The sequence below is a fragment of the Actinoplanes oblitus genome, from assembly GCF_030252345.1.
GTDB classification, from domain to species: Bacteria; Actinomycetota; Actinomycetes; order Mycobacteriales; family Micromonosporaceae; genus Actinoplanes; species Actinoplanes oblitus.
In genome coordinates, this window is sequence record NZ_CP126980.1 from 838,128 (window position 1) to 861,861 (window position 23,734).

A 23,734-nucleotide genomic window follows, 5' to 3' on the forward strand; every position below is an offset into this window, starting at 1 on the left:
CATGCAGCGTACCCGCCGACTCGCATCCATGGCCGTCGTCGCGTCACTGGCGATCGCCGGCCTCTCCGCCTGCCGCTCCGACCCCGCCGTCGCCGCCTACATCGGCGACAGCACGATCTCCGAGCGCCAGGTGGAGAGGGTCTGGGACGAGGCCCGGAAAGCGTTCGACGCGGAGACCGGCAAGCAGGTCGCCGCGGCCCAGGCCGCGGTCGACGACGCGAAGCGGAAAGTGGCCGCCGGCCAGGGCACCGAGGCGGACGTCCAGGCCGCCGACGAGGCGCTCGCGCAGATCCCCAGGACGCTGCCGATCACCCGGACCGACGTGGTCAGCGCCCTGCTCAGCCGGAAACTGTTCGACCAGGTCGCGCAGCGGCACAGCGTCACGCTGCCGGCCGAGCTGGCCTACGACCGGGCCGGCGCCGCGGTCGGCCTGCCGGCCTCCACCGAGTACGTGCGGCTCTACACCCAGAACGCGGTCCTGCAGTACCTCGTGTCGCAGTCGATCACCGGTGCCGCCACGCTCAGCGACAAGGATCTGAAGGACGTCTTCCGGCGGGCCGGCGAGAAGCAGGCGATCCAGCCCGGCACCACCTTCGAGTCCTTCCGCGACGGGCTCAACCCCCAGCTCGCCGAGGAGCTGAAGACCGGGGTCGCGCTGCGCGACGAGCTCACCTCGGCGGCCGAGCCGCTGCACATCACGATCAACCCGCGGTACCGGCCGATGGAGATCGTCACGTACGCCTACCCGCGGCAGAACGCGCCGGCCCTGGACCTGGTCGGCGCTGCCCTGGACGACCAGGCCACGCTGCCGGTCCTCGACGTCTCTTGAGCGCCCGGATCGTCCTGCTGGTCACCTCGCCGCGGCTGCCGGCGGGGCTGCTCACCGCCGAGGCGTGGGACACCGTGCGGTCCGGTCCGGTCTTCGCCGCCGCCGACTCCGAGCAGGCGATGGCGCTGCGGGCGGCCGGGGTGCCGGTCACCGTGCTGGACACCGACGCGCAGGGGCTGCTCGACGCGATCGGCCCGGCGCCGCTCGCGGTCTGGCTGGCCGGCCCGCACGGCGACCAGCCGTTCGCCAGGCAGCTCGGCCTGCGGCTGGCCCGGGAGCCCGGCCTCGCCGAGCTGGAGCTGATGTACGGCTCCTGGGACCCGCCCGGCGCCCGGCTGCTGGACGCGGTGGCGGTGATGGACCGGCTGCTCTCGCCCGGCGGCGACCCGTGGAAGCGGGCGCAGAGCCACCGGACGCTCGCGCCGTACCTGCTGGAGGAGAGCTACGAGGCGTACGACGCGATCGAGCGCGACGACCTCGACGAGCTCCGCGAGGAGCTGGGTGACGTGCTGCTGCAGATCGTGCTGCACGCCCGGCTCGCCGAGGAGCTGCCGGACGGCCGGGCGTGGAACGTCGACGACGTGGCCGGGACCCTGGTGGAGAAGATGGTGCGGCGCAACCCGCACGTCTTCGCCGGCGAGCGGGTCGAGGACATCGAGGAGATCACCGCCAACTGGGAGCGGATCAAGCGCGAGGAGAAGGCGCGGGAGTCCGTCCTGGACGGGGTGGCGCTGAGCCAGCCCGCGCTGGCGCTGGCCGCCAAGATCCTGCAGCGGGCCGAGCGCGGGGCTGTCGACGTGCCGTTGCCGGTCGGCGACGACCTCGGCCCGGCGCTGTTGCGCCTGGTCGCCGACGCCCGGGCGGCCGCCCGCGATCCGGAGGCGGAGCTGCGGCGGGCCACTTTGGCGTACGCCGAAGCCGTGCGTGCGGCGGAAATTGTCGGACCCGCCGAGTAGTTTTCTCGGCATGCCGGAGTTTGTGCCGCTCGCCGACCGCATCGCCGACGCTCTGCTGGAGAGCGACCCCGTGACGGCCCTCTACGCGGGGGACCATCGCTTCGACGATCGCCTGCCCGACCTCTCCACCGGCGGGGTCCAGGCCCGGGTCGCCATGCTGCGCGACGCGGCCGACGCGCTCAGCGGGATCGACGCCGACGCGCTCGACGCCGAGGAGCAGGCCGACCACGCCATCCTCACCGCCCAGGTGGAGCGCGGGCTGTTCGAGCTCACCGACGTCCGTGAGCACGAGTGGAACCCGTTGGAGCACAACCCCGGCCCGCTGCTGCACGGCCTGCTGTCCCGGCCGTTCGCGCCGCCCGCCGAGCGGCTGGAGAGCCTGCGCGGCCGGCTCGCGGCGCTGCCCGACGCGCTGGTCACCGCCCGGTCGGGGCTGCGCGACGTGCCGCGCGTGCACGCCGAGACCGCGGCCGGCCAGTTCGCCGGCACCGCCGGGCTGATCCGCGACGAGCTGCCCGTGCTGCTCGACCAGGAGCCCGGGCTGCGCGGCACCGTCGAGCCGGTCGCCGAGGCCGCGCTCCGGGCGCTCGGCGAGTTCGACGGCTGGCTGCGCGGCCTGCTGGAGGGCGGGGAGCCCGGCCGCGACCCCCGGCTCGGCCGCCGGCTGTGGGAGGCGCGGCTGTGGCACACGCTGGACACCGAGCTCTCCGCGGCCGAGGTGCTCGCCCGGGCCCGGGCGAATCTCGACCGGGTCGGCGCCGAGCTGCGCGTCCTCGCCGCCGAGCTGGTGGGTGGGCCGGCCGCCGACGAGACGGTGCGCCGGGCGCTGGACACCATCGCCGAGAAACATCCGGACAACGCGACGATCGTCGGCCTGGCCCGGCTGACGATGGACGAGGCGACCGCGTTCGTCCGGGAGCACGACGTGGTGTCGCTGGTGGACGACCCGTGCGTGATCGAGGAGATGCCGGAGTTCGCCCGCGGCGTGGCGGTGGCCTATTGCGATCCGCCCGGCCCGCTGGAGACGGCCGACGTGCCGACGTTCTACTGCATCGCCCCGGCGCCGTCGAGCTGGTCCGCCGAGCGGGTCCGCAGCTTCTACCGGGAGTACAACCACGAGATGATCCGGAACCTCACCGTGCACGAGGCGATGCCCGGCCACTTCCTGCAGCTGGCGCACGCCCGGCGGTTCCGGGGCAGCAGCAAGGTGCGGGCGCTCGGCTGGTCCGGCCCGTTCGTCGAGGGGTGGGCGGTCTATGCCGAGGAGCTGATGGCCGGTCTCGGCTTCGGCGGCACGGCGGTGCGGTTGCAGCAGCTCAAGATGCAGCTCCGGATGAGCCTGAACGCGATCATCGACCAGCTGGTGCACTGCGAGGAACTGCCCGAGGAGGAGGCGATGGCGCTGATGACCGGGCGCGGCTTCCAGGAGGAGGGCGAGGCGGCCGGCAAGTGGCGGCGGGCCCTGCTCACCTCGACCCAGCTCTCCACCTACTTCGTGGGGTACACCGAGGTGTCCGCCATCGCCGCCGCGCGCCCGTTCGGCGCGACGCCGAAAGCGTGGCACGACGCGATGCTGGCGCACGGCTCGCCGCCGCCACGCCACCTGCGGGCTCTCCTGGGGGTCTGACCGGCACGTCCGGGCGCAGGCGCAGACGCCCGCGGCGGAGCCGGAGACGCCCGCGGCGGAGCCGGAGACGCCCGCGGCGGAGCCGGAGCGCGGTCAGCGGGAGCGGTGGTCGTGGACCCGCACGCCCGCCGGCAGGCGGAAGCCGTCCGGGTCGGCGCGGGAGGTGAGCTCGGTCAGGGTGATCTCCAACCGGGTCGTCCCGCCTACCGTGCCGGTGAAGGCGGCCAGCGTGCCGTCCCCGGTCACGCAGGCCTCGTAAGCGGCCGGCCCGCCCCATCGGACGCAGGCGGCGTGCCGCTGGGCGATGGTGGTGTCCCGCTGGGAGATCACCAGGGCCGGGTCGGTCTCGGCCGAGCGGAGCATCGTGGCGACCGCCTCCGGGGTGATCAGACCGGTGGCGGCCGGCAGCTCGGGGTCGGCCTTGGCGGTGATGACGCAGGCCGCCGCGTCGCACCGGGTGGTGTCGGCCGGGGTGACGATGAGCCGCCCGGCCGGCCAGCGGTACGCGGTCCGGGCCGGGTCCTGTGCCCGGGCCACCGTGGCGGTGCCGCCGTCGGCCAGGCGGTAGATGGCGGTGTAGGTCAGGCCGGCCGAGTCGGCGAGCTGGCCGGCGATCACCGCCACCGCGTCGGCCGGGCCGACCCCGGCGGCGCTGGCCTGATCGACACCGGTGCAGGCCGCCCCGGCGAGCAGCGCGCCGGCGGCCAGTAATCCATTCACGAAACGACGGCGGGCCACGATCACCACCCTGGCCCAACCCCGATGTCGCGCGCAAACGATATCCACCGATCAATGGACCGGCGGACCGATCAATCGTTCATTCAGGCGGACTCCGCGGTTCTGGCGCGCATCTGGAGCTGATAACGCATGACATAACGGCGAATGATCTTCGCCTGCCACTCCTCCGGGTCGTAGAGCGCGACCATCTCCACCGAGAGCGGCCCGCGTACCGGCACCTGCTGGCGCATCGCGCTGGCCTTCGTCACGGTGGCCGGCAGCTCGATCACGTCCGGCCCGAGCTGCGTCCGCAGCGACACCTCGTGGCCGGGCCGCACCTCGACGTCGGTGAAGTGCGCGCGCACCGAGCGCTCACTGATGTCGTGGACCCAGCCGATCGCCTCCGGGAGCTCGGGGCGCGTCATCACGATCGGCTCGCCGCCGCCGCCGCGCACGTAGAGCCGGTTCTGGTTGATCTGCGGCTCCCCGATGAACCGCAGCTCGGCGCGGTTCTCGTCGACAGCGGCGACCGCGGCGGACACCTCGAACCGGCCGCGGGGCGCGGCTGCCCAGCGCAGCGTCACCGTGGCGCCGGTGGCCGGTACGTCGGCACGGGGGAGCGAGACGGTCACGGCCGCGGCGGAGGCGGCCACGACACGGACGCCGGAGTGGCATTCGCCGCCGGCCTCCATCTCGATGTGTGAGCCGTCCTCGGGAAACAGGCTGCTGCTCATAGTGCCCCCTGTTTCGGCAGGCGAGCCGCTGTTTTGAGGCATACCGGCGAGTCAAGTTGCCGGGCGGGCGGCCGAGGGCCCGGGAAAATCACCCACCCGGCGACCGGCTGCCGGGGCATACCGGCCGGTGAAGTTGACCGGGCGGCCGAACGAGCGCCCGGTGGGCTCGATACGCTCAGGAGCGTGGTCGGCCCGCAGGGTCGCGGACCGAAACTGTATTCGTACAACGCTTAGGGAGCGACACCACAAATGGCCACCATTGAAGCGATCGTCGCCCGCGAGATCCTGGATTCCCGGGGCAACCCGACCGTCGAGGTCGAGGTCGGCCTGGACGACGGCACTGTCGGCCGCGCGGCGGTCCCGTCCGGTGCCTCCACCGGCGCGTTCGAGGCGCTGGAGCTGCGTGACGGCGACAAGGGCCGGTACCTCGGCAAGGGCGTGGAGAAGGCCGTCGCCAACATCGAGGACAAGATCGCCGACGAGCTGATCGGTTACGAGGCGAGCGAGCAGCGCCTGATCGACCAGAAGATGCTCGACCTGGACGGCACCGACACCAAGTCGGAGCTGGGCGCCAACGCGATCCTGGGTGTCTCCCTCGCGGTCGCCAAGGCCGCCGCGCTCTCCGCCGAGCTCCCGCTGTTCCGTTACGTCGGTGGCCCGAACGCCGCCGTCCTGCCGGTCCCGATGATGAACATCGTGAACGGTGGCGCGCACGCCGACTCCAACGTCGACGTGCAGGAGTTCATGATCGCCCCGATCGGCGCCCCGACCTTCCGTGAGGCGCTGCGCAGCGGCGCCGAGGTCTACCACGCGCTGAAGTCGGTGCTGAAGAAGAAGGGCCTCTCCACCGGCCTGGGCGACGAGGGCGGCTTCGCGCCGAACCTGCCGGCCAACGCCGCCGCGCTGGACCTGATCGCCGAGGCCGTCCAGGCCGCCGGCTTCTCCCTGGGCAGCGACATCGTGCTGGCCATGGACGTCGCCGCGACCGAGTTCTACAAGGACGGGTCGTACGTCTTCGAGGGCTCGCCCAAGTCGACCGACGAGATGATCGCCTACTACGCGAAGCTCGCCGCCGACTACCCGATCGTCTCCATCGAGGACCCGCTGGCCGAGGACGACTGGGCCGGCTGGAGCGCGATGACCGAGCAGCTCGGTAACAAGATCCAGATCGTCGGCGACGACCTGTTCGTCACCAACCCGCAGCGCATCGCCCGCGGCATCGCCGAGGCGGCCGGCAACGCGGTGCTGGTCAAGGTGAACCAGATCGGCTCGCTGACCGAGACGCTGGACGCCGTGGACCTGGCCCACCGGGCCGGCTTCAAGACCATGATGTCGCACCGCTCCGGTGAGACCGAGGACACCACGATCGCCGACCTGGCCGTCGCGGTCGGTTCCGGCCAGATCAAGACCGGCGCCCCGGCCCGCTCGGACCGCGTCGCCAAGTACAACCAGCTCCTGCGCATCGAGGAGCAGCTGGAGAGCGCCGCCCGGTACGCCGGTGCGGGCGCGTTCCCGCGTTACCGCGTCGCGTAACACCGGACCGGCAGATCATGGGTGGTGGCACCCGCCCGGCGGTGGGTGCCACAATCCGTGACGGTCGTATCGATCGGGGGGAGGGCCGACGGATGACACAGCGCCGCATGCCGAGCGGTCAGGGCCCGTCCCGTCGCGCGACCGGCGCCACCGGCCGTCCCGGCTCGCGGACCCGGGTCACCGGTCCGGTCCGGACCGAGGCACGCCCGACCGTGCGGGTGCCCACGTCCCGCTCCGCGCGGCCGGCCGGCTCCCGGCGGACGTCACAGTCCGGCGGCCCGGCGGCCAAACGCACCGCCGCCCCACGCCCGCGCTCGCTGACCAGCCGGGCCACCGTCCTGCTCGCGATCTTCGTGGTTCTCGCCCTGGCCTACACCTACCCGTTGCGGATCTACCTGCAGCAGGAGGCGCAGATCGCGGAGATGGAGCGGGCGCAGGCCGCCCAGCAGGCCAAGATCGCCGAGACCCGCAAGGAGCTGGCGAAGTGGGGCGACGACGACTACATCCGGATTCAGGCCCGGGAGCAGGGTTTCTTCGTGCGCCCGGGTGAGACGCCGCTGCGGGTCTACTCCGACCCGGACGCCGCGGCTCGCGAGTCCGATCAGAAATCCCCGGCGGCCGCTCCGGACCGCTGGTACGACACGCTGTGGCACAGCGTCCAAGCCGCCAACGCGGAGCCTTCGAACTGATGGAAGCACCAAGCCCCGCCGACCTCGACATCGTGGCGGCCCAGCTCGGCCGCCGTCCCCGCGGCACCCGGGCGATCGCGCACCGCTGCCCATGCGGCAACCCGGACGTGGTGGAGACCTCACCGCGGCTGGACGACGGCACGCCGTTCCCGACGATGTACTACCTCACCTGCCCGCACGCCACCGCCGCCTGCTCCCGGCTGGAGTCGGCCGGCGTGATGCGCGACATGCAGGAGCGGCTCAGCACCGACCCGGAGCTGGCCGCCCACTACGCCCGCGCGCACCGGGACTATCTGGACCGGCGCCAGGCGATCGACGACGTGCCGGAGATCCACGACGTCTCGGCCGGCGGCATGCCGGACCGGGTGAAGTGCCTGCACGTCCACCTGGGACACGCGCTGGCCGCCGGCCGCGGGGTGAACCCGTTCGGCGACGAGGTGCGGGACGCCGTCGAGCCGTGGTGGGCCGAGGGCCCCTGCGTCAAGCGCGACGAATGCTGATCCGCCGCGCCCGGACCGGCGACGTCAAGGCGATCCGTGCCCTGGTCGACACGTACACCACCGACCGGCGGCTGCTCAGCAAGGCGACGGTCACCCTCTACGAGTGCGTCCAGGAGTTCTGGGTGGCAGTCGACGAGGACGACGTGGTGGTCGGCTGCGGCGCCCTGCACGTGATGTGGGAGGACCTGGCCGAGATCCGCACGGTCGCCGTGCACCCCGACAAGCGCGGGCACAAGATCGGCCACAAGATCGTCGGCGCGCTTCTCGACCAGGCGCGTGAGCTGGGCGTACGCCGGGTCTTCTGCCTCACCTTCGAGACCGGGTTCTTCGGCTCGTTCGGGTTCACCGAGATCGACGGCGCCCCGGTGCCGCACGCCGTCTACGAGCAGCTGCTGCGCTCCTACGACGAGGGTGTCGCCGAGTTCCTCGACCTGGAGCGGGTCAAGCCGAACACGCTGGGCAACAAGCGGATGCTGCTGCACCTGTGAACGCCGGACACCGGGGGGAAGGGCACCCATGAGAGTCGCCGCCATCGACTGCGGGACCAACGCGATCCGCCTGCTGATCGCCGACGTCGACGGCGATCGGCTGACCGACGTCGTACGGAAAATGGTGATCGTCCGTCTCGGCGAGGGCGTGGACCGTACCGGGATGCTGTCACCCGCCGCGATCGAGCGCACCCGGGTCGCGCTGGCGGGTTACGCCGCGGAGATCGCCGCGGCCGGTGTCCGGAGGACCCGGATGTGCGCCACCTCGGCCTCCCGGGACGCCTCGAACGCGCAGGATTTCCGGGACATGGTCCGCGGCGTGCTGGGCCTGGACCCCGAGGTGATCTCCGGCGCGGAGGAGGCTGCCCTCTCCTTCCTCGGCGCGGTCAAGGGCCTCGACGCTCCGGGCCCCTACCTGGTCTTCGACCTGGGCGGCGGTTCCACCGAGTTCGTCACCGGGACGGACACCGTCGAGCACGCGATCTCGATGGACATCGGCTGCGTCCGGATGACCGAGCGGCACCTGCACGACGACCCGCCGACCGCGGACCAGCTGGCGGCGGCCGAGAAGGACATCACGGCCGCCGTGGACACCGCCCTGGCGGCCGTCCCGGGCCGGGAGGCGCGCACCCTGGTCGGCCTGGCCGGTACGGTCGCCACCGTGGCGGCGCTGGCGCACGACCTGCCGGAGTACGACTCGGCCCGCATCCACCACAGCCGGGTCAGCCGGGACGCGGTCAGCCGGGTCACCGGCGACCTGCTCGGGATGACCGTCGAGCAGCGGCGGGCGCTGCCGGTGATGCATCCGGGCCGGGCCGACGTGATCGGCGGCGGGGCCTTGATCATGCGCGTCATCATGGAGCGTTCCGGCCAGCACACGGTGATCGCCTCGGAGCACGACATCCTCGACGGGATCGCGTTCGGCCTGGCCGCCGACTGATCGCCCACGGTCGGCCGACCGGACATTTCGAAATACCGTTTCGGCCATTTTTCGCCACCCCGGTGTCGCTGCGGCGGCACCCTGCGTCATTTTCCCAGCAAAGTCTCAGGGCTCCACCTGTGATTGTCGATAACCGCAGGTGAAGTGGGGTCGCGCGATCCTCCGGCGGGTCGTTATCCTCGCCTGCCAAGCGATCGGGCCTCGATCGTGCGTGAAAGGAAACGTCAATGTCGAACCCGGTTGAGCCGACTCCGTACGGCGCGAACGTTCCGCCGGCCACCGGCGGTCCGGCCTACCCGCCGCCGAACGGTGGCGCCGCCGGCTTCCCGCCGCCGAACGCCGGCGCCCAGGGCTTCCCGCCGGCCGGTGGCGCTCAGGGCTTCCCGCCGGCTCCGGGCGCTCCCGGCGCCCCGGGCTTCCCCGGTGCCCTCCCGACCCCGCCGAAGAAGTCGGCGGGCAAGAAGGTGCTCAGCGTCCTCGGCGTGATCGCCGTGATCATCGTGGTCGCCGGGCTGAAGTTCGGCCTGCGCAGCGCGCTCTCCTCGGACCCGACCGCGGATGCCAAGGTCGGTGACTGCATCTCGGTGAACAGCGCTCTGAAGGACGAGGCGTCGGACACCGACGCCAAGATCGTCGAGTGCTCCTCGTCGGACGCCAAGTTCACCGTGATCGGCCGCGTCGAAGGCGTCAGCGACGTGAACAGCACGGCGTGCGACAAGTTCTTCAAGGAGGGCGACGAGGGCGCCGTGCTCTCCAGCGACAAGGGCAAGGGCTACCTGCTCTGCGTGAAGACCAAGTAAGCGGCACCGAGTAGGTCCACCGGGGGTGGTGCGTCGTCACGGCGTACCACCCCCGGTGGCATTCTGGTCCGGTGCAACCGTCCGAGGCGTCACCGCGTACCCCCGAGGGGGTTGCCGCACAGGCGGCCTCGGCCGCCTCGCTGCCCGTGCTGGACGCGCGCGTCGCGGATTGTTTCGCCTGTCCCCGGCTGGTCGCCTGGCGCACCGACGTGGCCACGGTCAAGCGCGCCTCGTTCCGTGACCAGGATTACTGGGGGCGCCCGGTGCCCGGTTTCGGCCCGGCGGACGCCTCGATCGCCGTGCTGGGCCTCGCGCCCGCCGCGCACGGCGGCAACCGGACCGGCCGGATCTTCACCGGCGACCGCTCCGGCGACGTGCTCTTCGCCGCCCTGCACCGCGCCGGGCTGGCCAACCAGCCGACCAGCGTCGCCGCCGATGACGGCCTGGAGCTGCGGCACACCCGGATCTTCTCGGCGGTGCGCTGCGCCCCGCCGGACAACAAGCCCACCCCACAGGAGCGGGACACCTGCGCGCCCTGGTTCCAGCATGAGCTGACGCTCATCAGACCCACCTTGCAGGCCGTGGTCACGCTTGGCGCGTTCGCCTGGGCCGCCTGGTGGCCGGCGATGCGATCGGCGTACGGGGTACGCCCGCCCGTCCCTCGCCCGAAATTCGGGCACGGCGCCGAGGTGCACCTGCCCGGCGTGCCCCCGGTGCTGGGCTGCTTCCACGTCAGCCAGCAGAACACCTTCACCGGCCGGCTCACCCCCGGCATGCTGGACGAGGTGTTCACCCGTGCGAAGGTTCTGGCGGGCCTGGCATGATGCGAGTCCTGTCCGATTCCCTCCTCGAGTCACGGATCTGAAACCGCCCGCATGGACCTCAAGATGGTGCGCCGCTGGTGGCCGCTGGCCGCCGTCATCGGCCTGCTCTTCGTGACCTCGCTGGCGGCCACCCGATCCGCGCCGCAACTGGACCGGATCACGCCGAGAGCGACAGCCACGCCCACCCAGGCGCCGCTGCTGCCGCCCACCGCCCGCCCGACGCCCTCGTCGACCACCGAGACCCCGGTCGAGGCGGCCCGCGGCCTGCCCGACTGGGTCGGCACCGCGACCACGGTCATCCTGGTCATCCTGGTGGTCGTCATGGTGGTGGTGCTGTCCTGGGCGCTGATCCGGGACGCCGGTCGCCGGCGGCGCAACCGGACCGGCCGCCTCGCCCCGCGTCGCGCCGGGCAGACCGCCGAGGACCTGGTCGCCGCGCTCGACGCCGGCCTGGAGGAGCTCTCCGACACCGACCGTGACCCGCGTCGCGCGGTGATCGCCTGCTGGGTGCGCCTGGAGCAGGCGGCCGCCGCGGCCGGCACCCCGCGGCATCCCGGCGACAGCCCGACCGACCTGGTCGGCCGGCTGCTCGCCGAGCAGCGGGTGGACGCGACGGTGCTGGCCGCGCTGATGGAGGTGTACCGGGAGGCCCGGTACGCCACGCACGCCGTCGACGACCACATGCGCCAGCAGGCCCGGTACGCGCTGGAGCGCCTGCGCGCCGACCTCGGGGCCCTGGCATGAGCGACGGGGGACTGGGCGGGCTGTTCGAGGGCGCCGCCGCGCCCGCCTCGGCGGAGCCCGCGCCGCGGGTGCGCCGGCGGCGCTCGCCGGCCGCCCGGATCATCGGCAACCTCGTCCTGGTGGCCGCGGCCACAGTGGTCGTGGTGGCCGCCCTGCGGGCCGGCTCGGTGCGCGCTCCACTGCTGCTGGTGGTCGCCCTGATCGCCGGGTTGCGGCTGGTCACCATCGCGGCCGCGGCGGTCCGCCCGCCGAAACCCGGCAAGGGCGGTGCCGGGGCCGGCGGCGCCTCGGCCCGGGCCACCGACTCGCTGCGGGCCACCGTGCGCCGGTGGGAGAAGACACTCGACAAGGCGCACTCCGACCCGGACACCTATGCGCGTAACGTTCTGCCGGTGCTCGGCGAGCTCGCCGACGAGCGGCTGCGGCTGCGGCACGGCCTGACCCGGTCCACCGACCCGCGTCGCGCCCGGGAACTGCTCGGCGAGCCGGCCTGGGCGGTACTGTCCGACTCCGGTCGGCACGGGTTGAAGACGCGGGACCTGGAGACGTACGTACAAGCGATGGAACGACTGTGAGAAAGGTGCGCCGGTGACGCAGCAAGGCGTGCAGGCTCTTCCCCCGTACGAGGTGGGGCGGCTGGCCGGCGCGGTCCTCGACGCCGTGAACAGCGTCGTGGTCGGCAAGCGGGAGGCGCTCGAGCTGGTGCTGGCCGGCATCCTGGCCGGCGGGCACGTCCTGCTGGAGGACCTGCCCGGCCTGGGCAAGACGCTTACCGCGCGCTCCTTCGCCCAGGCGCTCGGGCTCGACTTCCGGCGTCTGCAGTTCACCCCCGACCTGCTGCCCGCCGACGTCACCGGCTCGTTCCTCTACGACCAGCGCAAGGGCGACTTCGCGTTCCGGGCCGGCCCGGTCTTCACCAACATGCTGCTGGCCGACGAGATCAACCGGACGCCGCCGAAGACCCAGTCCGCCCTGCTCGAGGCGATGCAGGAGAAACAGGTGTCGGTGGAGGGCGTGACGTACCGCCTGGACCCGCCGTTCCACGTGCTGGCCACCGCCAACCCGATCGAGTACGAGGGCACGTACCCGCTGCCCGAGGCACAGCTCGACCGGTTCCTGCTCCGGGTGTCGTTCGGCTATCCGACCGCCGAGGAGGAGTGGGAGGTGATGCGCCGCCGGATGTCCCGCCGTCAGGAGGAGGCGCAGCTCGCCCCGGTGGTCGACGCCCGGACGCTGCAGGTCATGCAGGCCGCGCTGGAGTCGGTGACGGTCGAGGACTCGATCGGCCGGTACATCGTGTCGCTGGCCGCGGCCACCCGCGAGCACAGCGCGGTGCTGGTCGGCTCGTCCCCGCGTGGCTCGCTCGCGCTGCTCCTGCTGGCCCGGGCCCGGGCGGCGATGTCCGGCCGGGACTACGTGGTGCCGGAGGACGTGAAGGACGTCGCGGTGCCGGCCCTGGCCCACCGGATCACGCTGCGCCCGGAGATGTGGCTGCGCCAGGTGAACCCGGCGTTCGTGGTGCAGGAGGTGCTCAGCGCGGTGCCGGCCCCGGCCAGCGGGGCGCTTCCCACGTACGCGCGGCATGACTGAACCTGTCGCTCCGAGCTGGGCGCCGACCCGGGCGCTCGGCCGCTCGGTGCTGCTCACCGGGCTGCTCCTGCTGCTCGGCGTGGCGCTGGGCCGGGTCGACCTGGTCCTGCTGGCCGCTCCGTTCGCGATCGGCGCGGCGCTGAACCTGCGCCGGATGCCGCAGGCGGTGCCCGAGGTGACCATCACCGCCGACGAGGCCCACCTGGTCGAGGGCGGCGCGGTGCAGGCCGGCCTGACCGTGGCCAACCCGGACGCCCTCGGCTACGACCTGGTGGTGGTCCGCACCAAGACCTCACCGTGGCTGCGCCTGCAACACGCCGACCGGCCGTTCGCGATCACCGTCCCGTCCGACGGCTGGGCCGCGATCGACCTGCCCGGCGAGGCGCTGCGCTGGGGCCGGCAGGACGTCGGACCGGCCGCCGCGGCGGCGGCCGCCTGCGGTGGGCTGCTGTCCTGCCGCCCGGTGGTCACCCCGGCGCACGGCGTCCGGGTCTACCCGGTCACCGAGCCGTTCAAGGCCACCGAGTCGATGCCGGCCGCCGCCGGCCTGGTCGGCGCGCACCGCTCGCGGCGGCTCGGCGAGGGCGGCGAGCTGGCCGGCGTGCGGCAGTTCGCGCCCGGCGACCGGCTGCGCCGCATCGACTGGCGGGTGTCGCTGCGCACCCGGGACCTGCACGTCGCGTCCACCCTCTCGGACCGGGACGCCGAGGTGCTGCTGCTGCTCGACCTGCTCGGCGAGGTGGGCCTCTCCGGCGGGGTGGGCGGCACGTCGTCGGTGCTGGACACCACGGTCCGGGCCGCCGCCGCGATCAGCGAGCACTACCTGCACCGCGGCGACCGGGTGTCGTTGCTGGAGTACGGCGCCACCGCCCGCCGGCTGCGCGCCGCGTCCGGCCGCCGGCAGTACCTGACGGTGCTGGAGTGGCTGCTCGACGTCCACGCCGACCCGGTCGACGAGGAGTACGAACCGGCGCTCGGCTCGCACCAGATCTCCACCTCCGCGCTGGTCGTGGTGCTCACCCCGCTGATCGACCCGCGCGCCGCCGACATGCTGGCCCAGCTCACCCAGGCCGGCCGGTTCGTGGTCGCCGTGGACACGCTGCCGGCCGACGCCGCCCCGCCGGTCCGCAACCAGTGGAGCCCGCTGGGCACCCGGCTGTGGCGGATCGAGCGGGAAAATGTGCTGGGCCGGCTCCGCGAGCACGGCGTGCCGGTGGTGTCCTGGGCCGGCGCCGGCAGCCTGGATCTGGTGCTGCGCGACGTGGCCCGGATGGCTGCCGCGCCGAGGGGGCGATGACGTGCTGGCGACGCTGCTGCACCGGCTCGGCCGGATCCCGACGCTGGTTCGCCGGGCCACCGTGCTGCCGTTCCTGGTCCGCTGCGGGGTCGCGCTCTGCGGCCTGCTGGCCACCGCGGTCGCCTGGCCCACCGAGCTGCTGGCCAGCCAGTTCGTGCTGCTGCCGCTGGCGGTGGCGATCTGGCCGGCGGTCGCGCCGCGCGGCCGGGGCGCCAGCTTCGCCGCGCTGCTGACGGTGGGCGGCTGGATCGTCGACACCGCGGGGTACGACTCCCGGATCGCGCTGTGGCGGGTGCTGTCCCTGGCCACCCTGCTCTATCTCGGTCACACGCTCACCGCTCTGGCCGCCGTTCTGCCCTCCGACGCGGTGGTCAACCTGGACGTGCCCGGTCTCTGGCTGGGCCGGGCGCTGATCGTGGTGCTGATCTCCGCGGTGTTGACGGTGCTCGCTCTCGGGCTCACCGAGGACCTTGGGGGTGAAGCGTTCCAATTGGCCACACTGGTCGGATTGGCTGCTGCGACGGGTGTGACGATTCTTTTGGTTCGCCTTACCAGGAGAAGTTGAATTCCGGGGAGTTTATGTGGCCTTCGACACTTGACTTTCAAGGTTGCGATGGTCACAGAACGACGCATGAACTGCCCGTCGCGCGCGAGAATAGGGGCGTGAATCCGCCGCGCATAGTCGTCGTAGGTGCAGGTCATGTCGGGCTGTACACGGCCCTACGCCTGTCCAAGAAGCTGAACCGGAACCACGCCGAGGTCGTTGTCATCGACCCCGTGCCGCACATGACCTATCAGCCGTTCCTGCCCGAGGCAGCGGCCGGTAGCATCTCGCCGCGCCACGCCGTTGTGCCGCTGCGCCGTGAGCTGAAGAAGTGTCGCATCGTCTCCGGTGAGGTCACGAAGGTCGAGCACGCTCGCAAGACCGTGACCATCCAGCCGATCGACGGCCCCTCCTACGAGATGGCCTACGACCACATCGTGGTGGCGCCCGGCTCCGTCTCGCGGACTCTCCCGATCCCCGGCCTCAGCGAGATCGGTATCGGTCTCAAGACCATCGGTGAGGCCATCTACCTGCGTAACCACATCCTCGACCGGCTCGACGTCGCCGCCGTGACGCCGGACCCCGAGGTGCGCAAGGCCTCGCTGAACTTCGTCTTCGTCGGTGGTGGCTTCGCCGGCATCGAGGCGCTCGCCGAGATGCAGGACGTGGTCGCCGACGCGCTGAAGTACTACCCGGAGCTGGACCCCAAGGAGGTCCACTTCATCCTGGTCGAGGCGACCAACCGGATCCTGCCCGAGGTCGGCCCGGAGATGGGCGCCTACGCCGCCCGTCAGCTCGCCGCCCGCGGCATCGACCTGCGCCTGGACACCTTCCTCAACTCGTGTGTCGACGGCCAGATCGAGCTCTCCGACGGTGACTCGTTCCGCGCCGAGACCCTGGTCTGGACGGCCGGCGTCAAGCCGTCCCCGATGCTGCAGCAGACCGACCTGCCGCTCGGCCCGCGCGGGCACGTCAACTGCCTGCCCACCCTGCAGGTCGCCACGCTGGAGGGCGAGGTGCTCGACGGCGCCTGGGCCGCCGGTGACTGCGCGCAGGTCCCCGACCTGACCAACCCGGGTGGCTGGTGCTCGCCGAGCGCCCAGCACGCGGTGCGGCAGGCCAAGGTGCTCGCCGACAACATCCGTCAGGTCGTCCTCGGCGGCGCCCCGGTGGAGTACCGGCACAAGCACGTCGGTGGCGTCGCCGGCCTGGGCATCAACAAGGGTGTCGCGCACGTCTACGGCATCAAGGTCAAGGGCTACCCGGCGTGGCTGATGCACCGCTTCTACCACGTCAGCCGGATCCCGTCGTTCAACCGCAAGGTGCGGGTGCTCGCCGACTGGGTGCTGGCCTTCGTGCTCAAGCGGGAGACCGTGGCGCTCGGCCAGCTGCACGCGCCGCGTGAGGAGTTCCTCGAGGTGACCCCGCCGGTGGCGCCGAAGCCCAAGGCGGAGGAGAAGTCGGCCGACAAGGTCGGCTCCACCCGCTGACCGACGGCCCTTTCCGGGCCGGCAGCAAGGCCGTTCCCCATCACCCGGGCGGCACCAGCTACGGTGTTCGCAGGCCCGCCCGGGTGGTGGAATGGCAGACACGGCCGCCTTAAAAGCGGCTGCCCTCACAGGCGTGCGGGTTCGAGACCCGCCCCGGGCACAGATAACGAAGCGGTCGCGACGTGATGTCGCGGCCGCTTGGCTTTTGTGGGCGTTTGTGCTCGCCCGGATACCACCGCCTGTCCGGTCGCACCCATGACACCTGTCATTTTCAGCCTGCTCACAGCTTCACCGAGCGGCAGTCCGCGCGTACAGCGCTTACCCTGGAGCTACAGGCATTGTTGTGCCGAACCTCAAGGGAGGCTGGACACAGTGAAGACTTCTAACCCGGTGCTCTCGCGCCTCGGCCAGGCGGCCGAGCGGGAGCGGACGGCCGGGTACGGGCCATCTGGGCCGGCCGGGCACGCGGGTTACGGTCAGCCGGGTTACGGTGCGCCGGGCTACGGTCAGCCGGCCTACGGTGCGCCGGGCTACGGCCAGCCGTACCCGACCGCTGATGGCTACGCCGCCGCCCCGCCCTCCGTGCAGCCGATGACCATCGACGACGTCGTCGTCAAGACGGTCACCCTGCTGGGCATCACCGGCATCACCGCGATCGCCGCGTGGAACCTGATCCCGACGGAGCTGACCGGCATCGCGTGGATCGGCGCCGCCATGGTCGGCGTCGTGCTCGGCATGGTCATCTCGTTCATGCGGGTCGCCAACCCGGCGCTGGTCATCGCGTACGCGGTGGTCGAGGGCGTCTTCGTCGGCATGGTCAGCAAGGCGTTCGAGACGATCTTCGGCTACGAGGGCATCGTCCTGCAGGCGGTGGTCGCCACCTTCGGCGTCTTCTTCCTGATGGCGGCGCTCTACCGAGCCCGGGTCATCCGCGCCACGCCGAAATTCCAGCGCATCATGATCTCGGTGATGGCCGGCCTGTTCGCGGTCATGCTGATCAACTTCGTGCTGTACCTGTTCGGCGTCAACACCGGCCTGCGCGACAACGGCCCGCTCGGCTACGCCTTCAGCCTGGTCTGCATCGTCGTCGCCTCGCTGAGCTTCATCCTGAACTTCAACGAGATCGAGGAGGGCGTCCGCGCCGGCCTGCCGCGGCGCTACTCGTGGACCGCGGCCTTCGGCATCCTGGTCGGCCTGGTCTGGCTCTACATCGAGATCCTGCGCCTGCTCAGCTATCTCCAGGGCGACGACTGACGGTTCGTCAGCAGCCGCCACCGGGACGCCCGGCCCGCCTCTTCCGCGGTCCGGGCGTTGCCCACCACCGACGCCCGGCCCGCCTCGCGGTCCGGGCGTCACCCTTTGCGCCTTTCCGCGGTTCCCGTTTTCGCATGCCTTTTCCCGGCTGACGCGGCGCGCGTCACCGATTCGGGTCGCTACGGCATGTCCGGTGCTCCTCTCCCGGAATGCGCTTTTCCCGACCGCCCGTCGATTTCCTCCGGAAAGCGTCCCGATTAGCCCACGGATCGCATTCCGCAAAACAATTTCCGGTACGCCGGGAAAACGGTGGTCGCCTCGCCACCCGGCCACCGCCGGTAAGAACAACGCTGCCGGCTCGCCGGGGATGCGCGGGGCGCCCGGCTCGCCCCGGACCGGGCGGGCGTCGCGTCCAGGGACGGGCGGAGCGCGGGCCGGTGCCGGGGCGGCGGGTAGGCTCGCCGGGTGTCCGAGTTCGCGACCTCCGTCGAGCGGCTTCTGACCCAGGTGCGGCACTGGGAGGAGCGGCGCTGGGCGGCATCCGCCGGTGCCGGCAGCAAGGGCGACCTGGCCCATCGGCTGGTGCAGCGCCTGGCCGACCTGGGTGCCGAGGCGGAGGGACGATCGGCGCGCGCGGTGCCGCGGCTTCCGGACCTGGTGCTGCCCGACCAGTTGCGGGTCGTCGCCGATGACATCGTCACCGCCGGGCCTTCCGCCGACCTGCTGACCCGCGCCACCACCGCCGTCGACGAGACCCGTCAGCTGCTCTGAGGGGGCCGCTGGTGGCTGCGAGGGGCTGGGTTGGGGCGTCGTCCCGCCCTCGACCGGTGGGAGCCGGCTGACTCGCGGAGGGGCCGGCCGTCAGGCTGCCCGGCTCGGTCACCAGTGGAGGGGCCGGGCCGCCCAGGGTGCCCTGTTCGGTCACGCGCGGTGGGACCAGGCCGCCAGGGTGCCCGGCTCGGTCACCCGCGGCGGACGTGCCGGCGAAGGGCCGGGCGACCGGCGTACCGAAAGTGGGTCAGGGAGACGAAGCGGGCCCGGCGCGCAGACGCCGGGCCCGGAGTGGTCGCTGCCGACCGGGTGTGAAACGACCTGACGGGTCAGCTGAGCCGCTCGATGACGAGGGCCATGCCCTGGCCACCGCCGACGCACATGGTCTCCAGGCCGATCGACTTGTCGTGCCAGTCGAGCGAGTTGATCAGGGTGCCGGTGATCCGGGCGCCGGTCATGCCGAACGGGTGGCCGACGGCGATGGCGCCGCCGTTCACGTTCAGCTTCTCCAGCGGGATGCCCAGGTCCTGGTACGACGGGATGACCTGGGCGGCGAACGCCTCGTTGATCTCGACCAGGTCGACGTCGTCGATGGTCATGCCGGCCCGCTTGAGGGCCTGCTTGGAGGCCTCGACCGGGCCGAGACCCATGATCTCCGGGGAGAGCGCGGTGACGCCGGTGGAGACGATCCGGGCGAGCGGGGTGATGCCCAGCTCCCGGGCCTTGGTGTCGCTCATCACGACCAGCGCGGCGGCGCCGTCGTTGAGCGGGCAGCAGTTGCCGGCGGTGACCCGGCCGTCCTCCCGGAAGACCGGCTTGAGCTGGGACACCGCGTCCAGCGTGACGCCCGGGCGGGGGCCGTCGTCCTTCGACACGACGGTGCCGTCGGGCAGGGTCACCGGGGTGATCTCACGGGCCCAGAAACCGTTGGCGATGGCCTTCTCGGCCAGGTTCTGCGAGCGGACGCCGAACTCGTCCATCTCCTCGCGGGAGACGTTCTTCAGCTGGGCGAGGTTCTCCGCGGTGTAGCCCATCCCGATGTAGATGTCGGGGAGCAGGCCGTCCTCGCGCGGGTCGTGCCAGACCCCGCCGTTCTTCGCGGTGGCGGCGGTGCGGGCCCGCGCGTCGGCGAACGCGGGATTTTCCCAGCCGCCGCCGACCAGCTCCTGCGCGGCCGAGGGCAGGCCGTCGGAGCTGCCCCGGGCGAACCGGGAAACGGTCTCCACACCGGCCGAGATGAAGATGTCGCCCTCGCCCGCCTTGATGGCGTGGAACGCCATCCGGGTGGTCTGCAGCGACGACGAGCAGTACCGGGTGATGGTGGCGCCCGGCAGGCCGTCCAGGCCCAGCTTGGTGGCGACCACGCGACCCATGTTGAAGCCCTGCTCACCGCCGGGCAGGCCACAACCGAGATAGAGGTCCTCGATCAGGGTGCGGTCGAGCTCGGGCACCTTGTTGAGCGCGGCGTCGACGATGGTGGCGGTGAGGTCGTCGGGGCGCAGATCCTTGAGCGAGCCCTTGTGGGCGCGACCGATCGGCGAGCGGGCAGTGGCGACGATGACAGCTTCCGGCATGGCCCCAGTTTACTTACGGGTAACATGGTCGGAAGTGTGGATTCGTCACACCTGCTTCATACTCCGCTCATCGCGGCCTTGGCGACCGCCGGGTAGAGCGCGTGCGCCCAGACCCGGTAACCGTCAGCGGACGGGTGGAACCCGTCGTAGCAGAGCGTTCCCGCGTCGGCGCGGAACACCGCCCCGGTCTCCGCGCCGAGATCGACCACCGAGCCGCCCGCCTCGATCACCGCCTTGGCCTGGGCCCGCGCCATCCGGCGGCCGACCAGCCCGGCGATCTGCCGCAGCGGCGGCGCCAGCGAGCGCATCGCGCCCAGGTCGGGGCAGGTGCCGACGACCACCTGCACGCCTGCCGAGCGGAGCCGCCGCACCGCCTGGCCGAGGTGACCGGCCGCCTCCTCGGGGTCGCGCAGCGAGGTGGCGTCATTCGACCCGATCAGGATGACCGCGACGTCCGGCCGGGCGCCGAGCAGGGCCCGGGCCACCTGGGTGGCCAGGTCCATCGACCGGGAACCGGCCACGCCGACGCTGGACAGCAGCACGTGCCGCGGGCCGGTCTCCGGCGAGCCGTCGGCGACCAGCCGGGCCAGTTGCCCGCCGACCGTGTCGGCCAGCCACTCCACGCCGACCCCGACCGCTGCCGAGTCGCCGAGCAGCACCAGCCGCAGCGGCGGGGCGCCGGCCGGGCCCATCGAGGTGCGCAGTGCCAGACCCATGGTGGGTTTCGCATAGCGGCGGGCCTTGGCGGCCAGCATCTCCCCGGCGAGCAGGGCGGCACCGCCCAGCGCGCCGGCGAGCAGGCTCGTGGCCGCGGCCTTGGTCAATCGTTCCGGCAGCCCAGCCATGTCCCGCCTCCCTTGCGTCCGGTCGATTCGATGATCCTTGCCTTCTACCCTACGGCGCTGGCGGCACCCGGCTTCGAGCCAGAGCCGAACCAGTGCCGCGACTCCCCGAACCACGGGTGCCGCCGCAACTGCGCCCAGCGCCCGCCGGCCCGGATCGGGCTGACCTCGGTGCCCGGCGAGCGGACCGCCTCGTCGGCGGCCTCCGGCAGGGTGCGCACCGCCTCGGCGACCGGCACGGCGGGGCGGTCGTCCTCGCCCAGGGCAGCCATCACCGTCGGCATCATCACGGCCGCTGCTCGTGCGTACCCCTCGGCGGACGGGTGGAAACGGTCCGAGCCGAACATCCGGGCCGGGTCCGCCTCGAACATCGGGCCGAGCAGGTTGCCGATCGACACGGTCCGGCCCCCGGCGCCGACCACCGCCACCGTCTGCGCGGCCGCCAGCTGGCGGCTCCAGCGCCGGGCCAGCCAGCGCAGCGGCGGCTTGATCGGCTGGATCGCCCCGATGTCCGGGCAGGTGCCGACGACCACCCGGCAGCCGGCCTCGCGCAGCCGGCGCACCGCGTCGCCGAGGTGCCGCACCGCCGAGGCCCGGGCCGAGACGTGGGTGACGTCGTTACCGCCGATCAGGATGATGGCCAGGTCCGGCTGATATTCCAGGGCGGCGTCGACCTGCCAGGGCAGGCCGGCCGAGACGCTGCCCACCACGGCCAGGCGGTGCAGGCGGACCGGGCGGTGCAGGCGGCGGGAGATGCCGGTGGCGAAGAGCGCGCCAGGGGTCTCCCGGGGCCGGTGCACGCCGTAACCGGCAGCCGACGAGTCACCCAGGATCACCAGGTTGAGTGGTTTGCCGGGCAGTTTCGGGCCGTAGAGGCCGTCGCCGCGCGGCGGTGGCGCCTCGGCCAGCGGGATGATCCGGCGCGCGTCGGCGGCCTGCCGCAGCAGGAGCCCGGCGGAGAGGGCGGTGACGCCGGCGAGTGCCCCGGCGATCTGCCCGGCGGCCTTGATGCGCTGCCGGGTGCCGCTGCTGATGAAAATGCTGTTCACAGTCTCCCTCGCTGTCGTCCGAAGGGAACCAACCGGCCCGGCGTTCGCTTCCCGCGGTGGCAGGAGCGGTCCGGCACGGCCTAGATCGGCACCTGGCGTCGGGATTCGAGGCTAACTCGCGTCCGCGAGGGGCAATCATGGCGGACCCAAGTCATGCTGGAGTTGCGGAAAGGGGAACAGACATGGCCAAAACACTGAAGCGTACGGCGGCCTTCACCGCGCTGGGCCGGGCCCTGATGGCCGGCGCCCGCGGCGGGCCGTCGCTGAGCCGGCGACTCGGGGCGATCCCACGGATGCTCAAGGCGACCGCCAAGGGTGAGTACGACGGCGGCATGCGGCTGGCCCTGATGGCCGCCGCGACGGCCTATGTGATCTCTCCCATCGACGCCGTTCCGGAGGCCTTCCTCTTCGTCTTCGGCCTGGTCGACGACGCGGTGGCGATCACCTGGCTGGCCGGCACGGTGCTCAGCGAGACGGAGCGGTTCCTGGAGTGGGAGCGGGTGACGAAGCCCGCCGTCGTACGCTGAAGCGTGCGCTATTACGACAACGTGGTCGAGATCATCGGCAACACCCCGCTGGTCCGGCTGAACAGCGTGACCGAGGGCATCAGTGCCACAGTGCTGGCCAAGGTCGAGTACATGAATCCCGGCGGTTCGGTGAAAGACCGGATCGCCCTGCGGATGGTCGAGGACGCCGAGGCCGCGGGGCTGCTCAAGCCCGGTGGCACGATCGTCGAGCCGACCAGCGGCAACACCGGGGTCGGCCTGGCCCTGGTGGCGCAGCAGCGGGGCTACAAGTGCGTCTTCGTCTGCCCGGACAAGGTCAGCGAGGACAAGCAGAACGTGCTGCGGGCGTACGGCGCCGAGGTCGTGGTCTGCCCGACCGCTGTGGCTCCGGAGGACCCGCGTTCCTACTACAACGTTTCCGACAAGCTGACCCGGGACATCCCGGGCGCCTGGAAACCCGACCAGTACAGCAACCCGGCGAACCCGCGGTCGCACTACGAGCAGACCGGCCCGGAGCTCTGGGAGCAGACCGAGGGCAAGATCACCCATTTCGTGGCCGGTGTCGGCACCGGCGGGACGATCAGCGGCGTCGGGCGCTACCTCAAGGAGCGGGGCGACGTCCGGGTGATCGGCGCCGACCCGGAGGGCTCGGTGTACTCCGGCGGCACCGGCCGGCCCTACCTGGTGGAGGGCGTCGGCGAGGACTTCTGGCCGACGGCGTACGACCAGCAGGTCACCGACGAGGTCATCAAGGTCAGCGACTCGGACTCGTTCGAGATGACCCGCCGCCTGGCCCGCGAGGAGGGGCTGCTGGTCGGTGGCTCGTGCGGGATGGCAGTGGTCGCGGCGCTCGAAGTGGCTCGCAAGGCCGGCCCGGACGACGTGGTGGTGGTGCTGCTGCCGGACGGCGGCCGCGGTTACCTCTCCAAGATCTTCAACGACAAGTGGATGGCCCGGTACGGGTTCCTGCGTACCCCCGGCGACGCGCCGACGGTGGCCGACGCGCTGGCCGCCAAGGGTGCGGAGATCCCGCCGCTGGTGCACGTGCACCCCACCGAGACGGTCCGCGACGCGATCGACTACATGCGGGAGTACGCGGTCAGCCAGCTCCCGGTGCTCAAGGCGGAGCCGCCGGTGGTGACCGGTGAGGTGGCCGGCTCGATCTCGGAGAAGGCGCTGCTCGACGCGCTGTTCACCGGGCAGGCGCACCTGCACGACACGATCGAGCGGCACATGAGCGAGTCGCTGCCGATGATCGGTGGCGGTGAGCCGGTGAGCGAGGCGGTGGCGTTGCTGGAGAAATCGGACGCGGCGATGGTTCTGGTGGACGGCAAGCCGGCGGGCGTGCTGACCCGTCAGGATCTGCTCGCCCATCTCTCCTGAGCGGTCCGCACTCTTTCTGCTCCTTCTCTCGAGCGCTCCGCCGGTTCTGCTTC

The 23,734-nt window shown here is 72.1% G+C and carries 25 protein-coding genes and 1 tRNA gene; 21 read left to right on the forward strand and 5 right to left on the reverse strand.

What is annotated here, in order from left to right; genetic code table 11:
- Position 1: 1 nt before the first annotated feature.
- Genes Actob_RS03815 through Actob_RS03825 form a run of 3 tightly spaced genes read left to right on the forward strand, consistent with a single transcriptional unit; the run spans position 2 to position 3,412 of the window.
- Complete coding sequence (locus Actob_RS03815; protein ID WP_284918636.1) at positions 2–829, forward strand: hypothetical protein; 828 nt, start codon at positions 2–4, stop codon at positions 827–829.
- Positions 826–1,785, forward strand: a complete 960-nt coding sequence (locus Actob_RS03820; RefSeq protein ID WP_284918637.1) for a nucleoside triphosphate pyrophosphohydrolase — start codon at positions 826–828, stop codon at positions 1,783–1,785. The genes Actob_RS03815 and Actob_RS03820 overlap by 4 nt, the downstream gene beginning before the upstream one ends.
- Positions 1,786–1,795: 10 nt before the next feature.
- The gene (locus Actob_RS03825) at positions 1,796–3,412 is read left to right on the forward strand and encodes a DUF885 domain-containing protein (protein WP_284918638.1); all 1,617 of its coding nucleotides are present in this window, start codon (positions 1,796–1,798) and stop codon (positions 3,410–3,412) included.
- Positions 3,413–3,505: 93 nt separating this feature from the next.
- Here Actob_RS03825 and Actob_RS03830 read toward each other — a convergent pair whose 3' ends face one another.
- Both Actob_RS03830 and Actob_RS03835 read right to left on the reverse strand, forming a co-directional pair.
- Positions 3,506–4,132 carry a hypothetical protein gene (locus tag Actob_RS03830; protein WP_284918640.1) on the reverse strand — a complete coding sequence of 209 codons (627 nt, stop codon included), beginning with the start codon at positions 4,130–4,132 and terminating at the stop codon, positions 3,506–3,508.
- Positions 4,133–4,233: 101 nt separating this feature from the next.
- A complete protein-coding gene (locus Actob_RS03835) occupies positions 4,234–4,863 on the reverse strand; it encodes a hypothetical protein (protein ID WP_284918641.1) in 630 nt (209 codons plus the stop codon).
- A gap of 249 nt (positions 4,864–5,112) precedes the next feature.
- Here Actob_RS03835 and eno point away from each other — a divergent pair, with 249 nt between their 5' ends.
- The 16 genes from eno (at position 5,113) to Actob_RS03915 (ending at position 18,327) form a co-directional block, all read left to right on the forward strand.
- Positions 5,113–6,396, forward strand: a complete 1,284-nt coding sequence (eno, locus tag Actob_RS03840) for a phosphopyruvate hydratase (RefSeq protein ID WP_284918642.1) — start codon at positions 5,113–5,115, stop codon at positions 6,394–6,396.
- Between the two features lie 92 nt (positions 6,397–6,488).
- On the forward strand, positions 6,489–7,085 hold the full coding sequence (locus Actob_RS03845; RefSeq protein WP_284918643.1) for an FtsB family cell division protein: 597 nt from the start codon (positions 6,489–6,491) through the stop codon (positions 7,083–7,085).
- Complete coding sequence (locus tag Actob_RS03850) at positions 7,085–7,585, forward strand: DUF501 domain-containing protein (protein ID WP_284918644.1); 501 nt, start codon at positions 7,085–7,087, stop codon at positions 7,583–7,585. The genes Actob_RS03845 and Actob_RS03850 overlap by 1 nt, the downstream gene beginning before the upstream one ends.
- Complete coding sequence (locus tag Actob_RS03855) at positions 7,579–8,073, forward strand: amino-acid N-acetyltransferase (protein WP_284918645.1); 495 nt, start codon at positions 7,579–7,581, stop codon at positions 8,071–8,073. The genes Actob_RS03850 and Actob_RS03855 overlap by 7 nt, the downstream gene beginning before the upstream one ends.
- Positions 8,074–8,101: 28 nt before the next feature.
- Positions 8,102–9,013 (forward strand): Ppx/GppA phosphatase family protein, encoded by a 912-nt coding sequence (locus tag Actob_RS03860; protein ID WP_284918646.1) that lies wholly within the window; start codon positions 8,102–8,104, stop codon positions 9,011–9,013.
- Positions 9,014–9,240: 227 nt separating this feature from the next.
- Complete coding sequence (locus tag Actob_RS03865; protein WP_284918649.1) at positions 9,241–9,813, forward strand: LppU/SCO3897 family protein; 573 nt, start codon at positions 9,241–9,243, stop codon at positions 9,811–9,813.
- Between the two features lie 71 nt (positions 9,814–9,884).
- On the forward strand, positions 9,885–10,637 hold the full coding sequence (locus Actob_RS03870; protein WP_284918650.1) for a uracil-DNA glycosylase: 753 nt from the start codon (positions 9,885–9,887) through the stop codon (positions 10,635–10,637).
- Positions 10,638–10,688: 51 nt separating this feature from the next.
- Complete coding sequence (locus Actob_RS03875) at positions 10,689–11,381, forward strand: DUF4129 domain-containing protein (RefSeq protein ID WP_284918651.1); 693 nt, start codon at positions 10,689–10,691, stop codon at positions 11,379–11,381.
- Complete coding sequence (locus Actob_RS03880) at positions 11,378–11,956, forward strand: hypothetical protein (protein WP_284918652.1); 579 nt, start codon at positions 11,378–11,380, stop codon at positions 11,954–11,956. The genes Actob_RS03875 and Actob_RS03880 overlap by 4 nt, the downstream gene beginning before the upstream one ends.
- A 13-nt stretch (positions 11,957–11,969) precedes the next feature.
- Positions 11,970–12,971, forward strand: coding sequence for an AAA family ATPase (locus tag Actob_RS03885; protein WP_284918653.1), 1,002 nt, complete (start codon positions 11,970–11,972; stop codon positions 12,969–12,971).
- Positions 12,964–14,268, forward strand: a complete 1,305-nt coding sequence (locus Actob_RS03890; protein WP_284918654.1) for a DUF58 domain-containing protein — start codon at positions 12,964–12,966, stop codon at positions 14,266–14,268. The genes Actob_RS03885 and Actob_RS03890 overlap by 8 nt, the downstream gene beginning before the upstream one ends.
- Position 14,269: 1 nt before the next feature.
- Entirely contained in the window at positions 14,270–14,833 is a 564-nt protein-coding gene (locus Actob_RS03895; protein ID WP_284918655.1) for a hypothetical protein, read from the forward strand.
- A gap of 98 nt (positions 14,834–14,931) precedes the next feature.
- Positions 14,932–16,302, forward strand: a complete 1,371-nt coding sequence (locus tag Actob_RS03900) for an NAD(P)/FAD-dependent oxidoreductase (protein ID WP_284918656.1) — start codon at positions 14,932–14,934, stop codon at positions 16,300–16,302.
- Between the two features lie 77 nt (positions 16,303–16,379).
- Positions 16,380–16,462: transfer RNA gene (locus Actob_RS03905), tRNA-Leu, on the forward strand.
- A 212-nt stretch (positions 16,463–16,674) separates the two neighbouring features.
- The gene (locus Actob_RS03910; RefSeq protein ID WP_284918657.1) at positions 16,675–17,556 is read left to right on the forward strand and encodes a Bax inhibitor-1/YccA family membrane protein; all 882 of its coding nucleotides are present in this window, start codon (positions 16,675–16,677) and stop codon (positions 17,554–17,556) included.
- A gap of 465 nt (positions 17,557–18,021) precedes the next feature.
- Entirely contained in the window at positions 18,022–18,327 is a 306-nt protein-coding gene (locus Actob_RS03915) for a hypothetical protein (RefSeq protein WP_284918658.1), read from the forward strand.
- A gap of 329 nt (positions 18,328–18,656) precedes the next feature.
- Here the strand turns inward: Actob_RS03915 and Actob_RS03920 are convergent, their stop codons facing one another.
- From Actob_RS03920 to Actob_RS03930, 3 genes are read right to left on the reverse strand one after another with little or no spacing between them, the layout of a single operon-like run.
- Positions 18,657–19,901 (reverse strand): acetyl-CoA C-acetyltransferase, encoded by a 1,245-nt coding sequence (locus Actob_RS03920; RefSeq protein ID WP_284918659.1) that lies wholly within the window; start codon positions 19,899–19,901, stop codon positions 18,657–18,659.
- Positions 19,902–19,957: 56 nt separating this feature from the next.
- Entirely contained in the window at positions 19,958–20,746 is a 789-nt protein-coding gene (locus tag Actob_RS03925; RefSeq protein WP_284918660.1) for an SGNH/GDSL hydrolase family protein, read from the reverse strand.
- Between the two features lie 44 nt (positions 20,747–20,790).
- A complete protein-coding gene (locus Actob_RS03930) occupies positions 20,791–21,792 on the reverse strand; it encodes an SGNH/GDSL hydrolase family protein (RefSeq protein ID WP_284918661.1) in 1,002 nt (333 codons plus the stop codon).
- A gap of 182 nt (positions 21,793–21,974) precedes the next feature.
- On the opposite strand from Actob_RS03930, the gene Actob_RS03935 reads away from it, so the two are divergent.
- Positions 21,975–22,319 carry a YkvA family protein gene (locus tag Actob_RS03935; protein ID WP_284918662.1) on the forward strand — a complete coding sequence of 115 codons (345 nt, stop codon included), beginning with the start codon at positions 21,975–21,977 and terminating at the stop codon, positions 22,317–22,319.
- Positions 22,320–22,322: 3 nt separating this feature from the next.
- Positions 22,323–23,681, forward strand: a complete 1,359-nt coding sequence (locus Actob_RS03940) for a cystathionine beta-synthase (protein WP_284918663.1) — start codon at positions 22,323–22,325, stop codon at positions 23,679–23,681.
- The last annotated feature ends 53 nt before the right edge of the window (positions 23,682–23,734 follow it).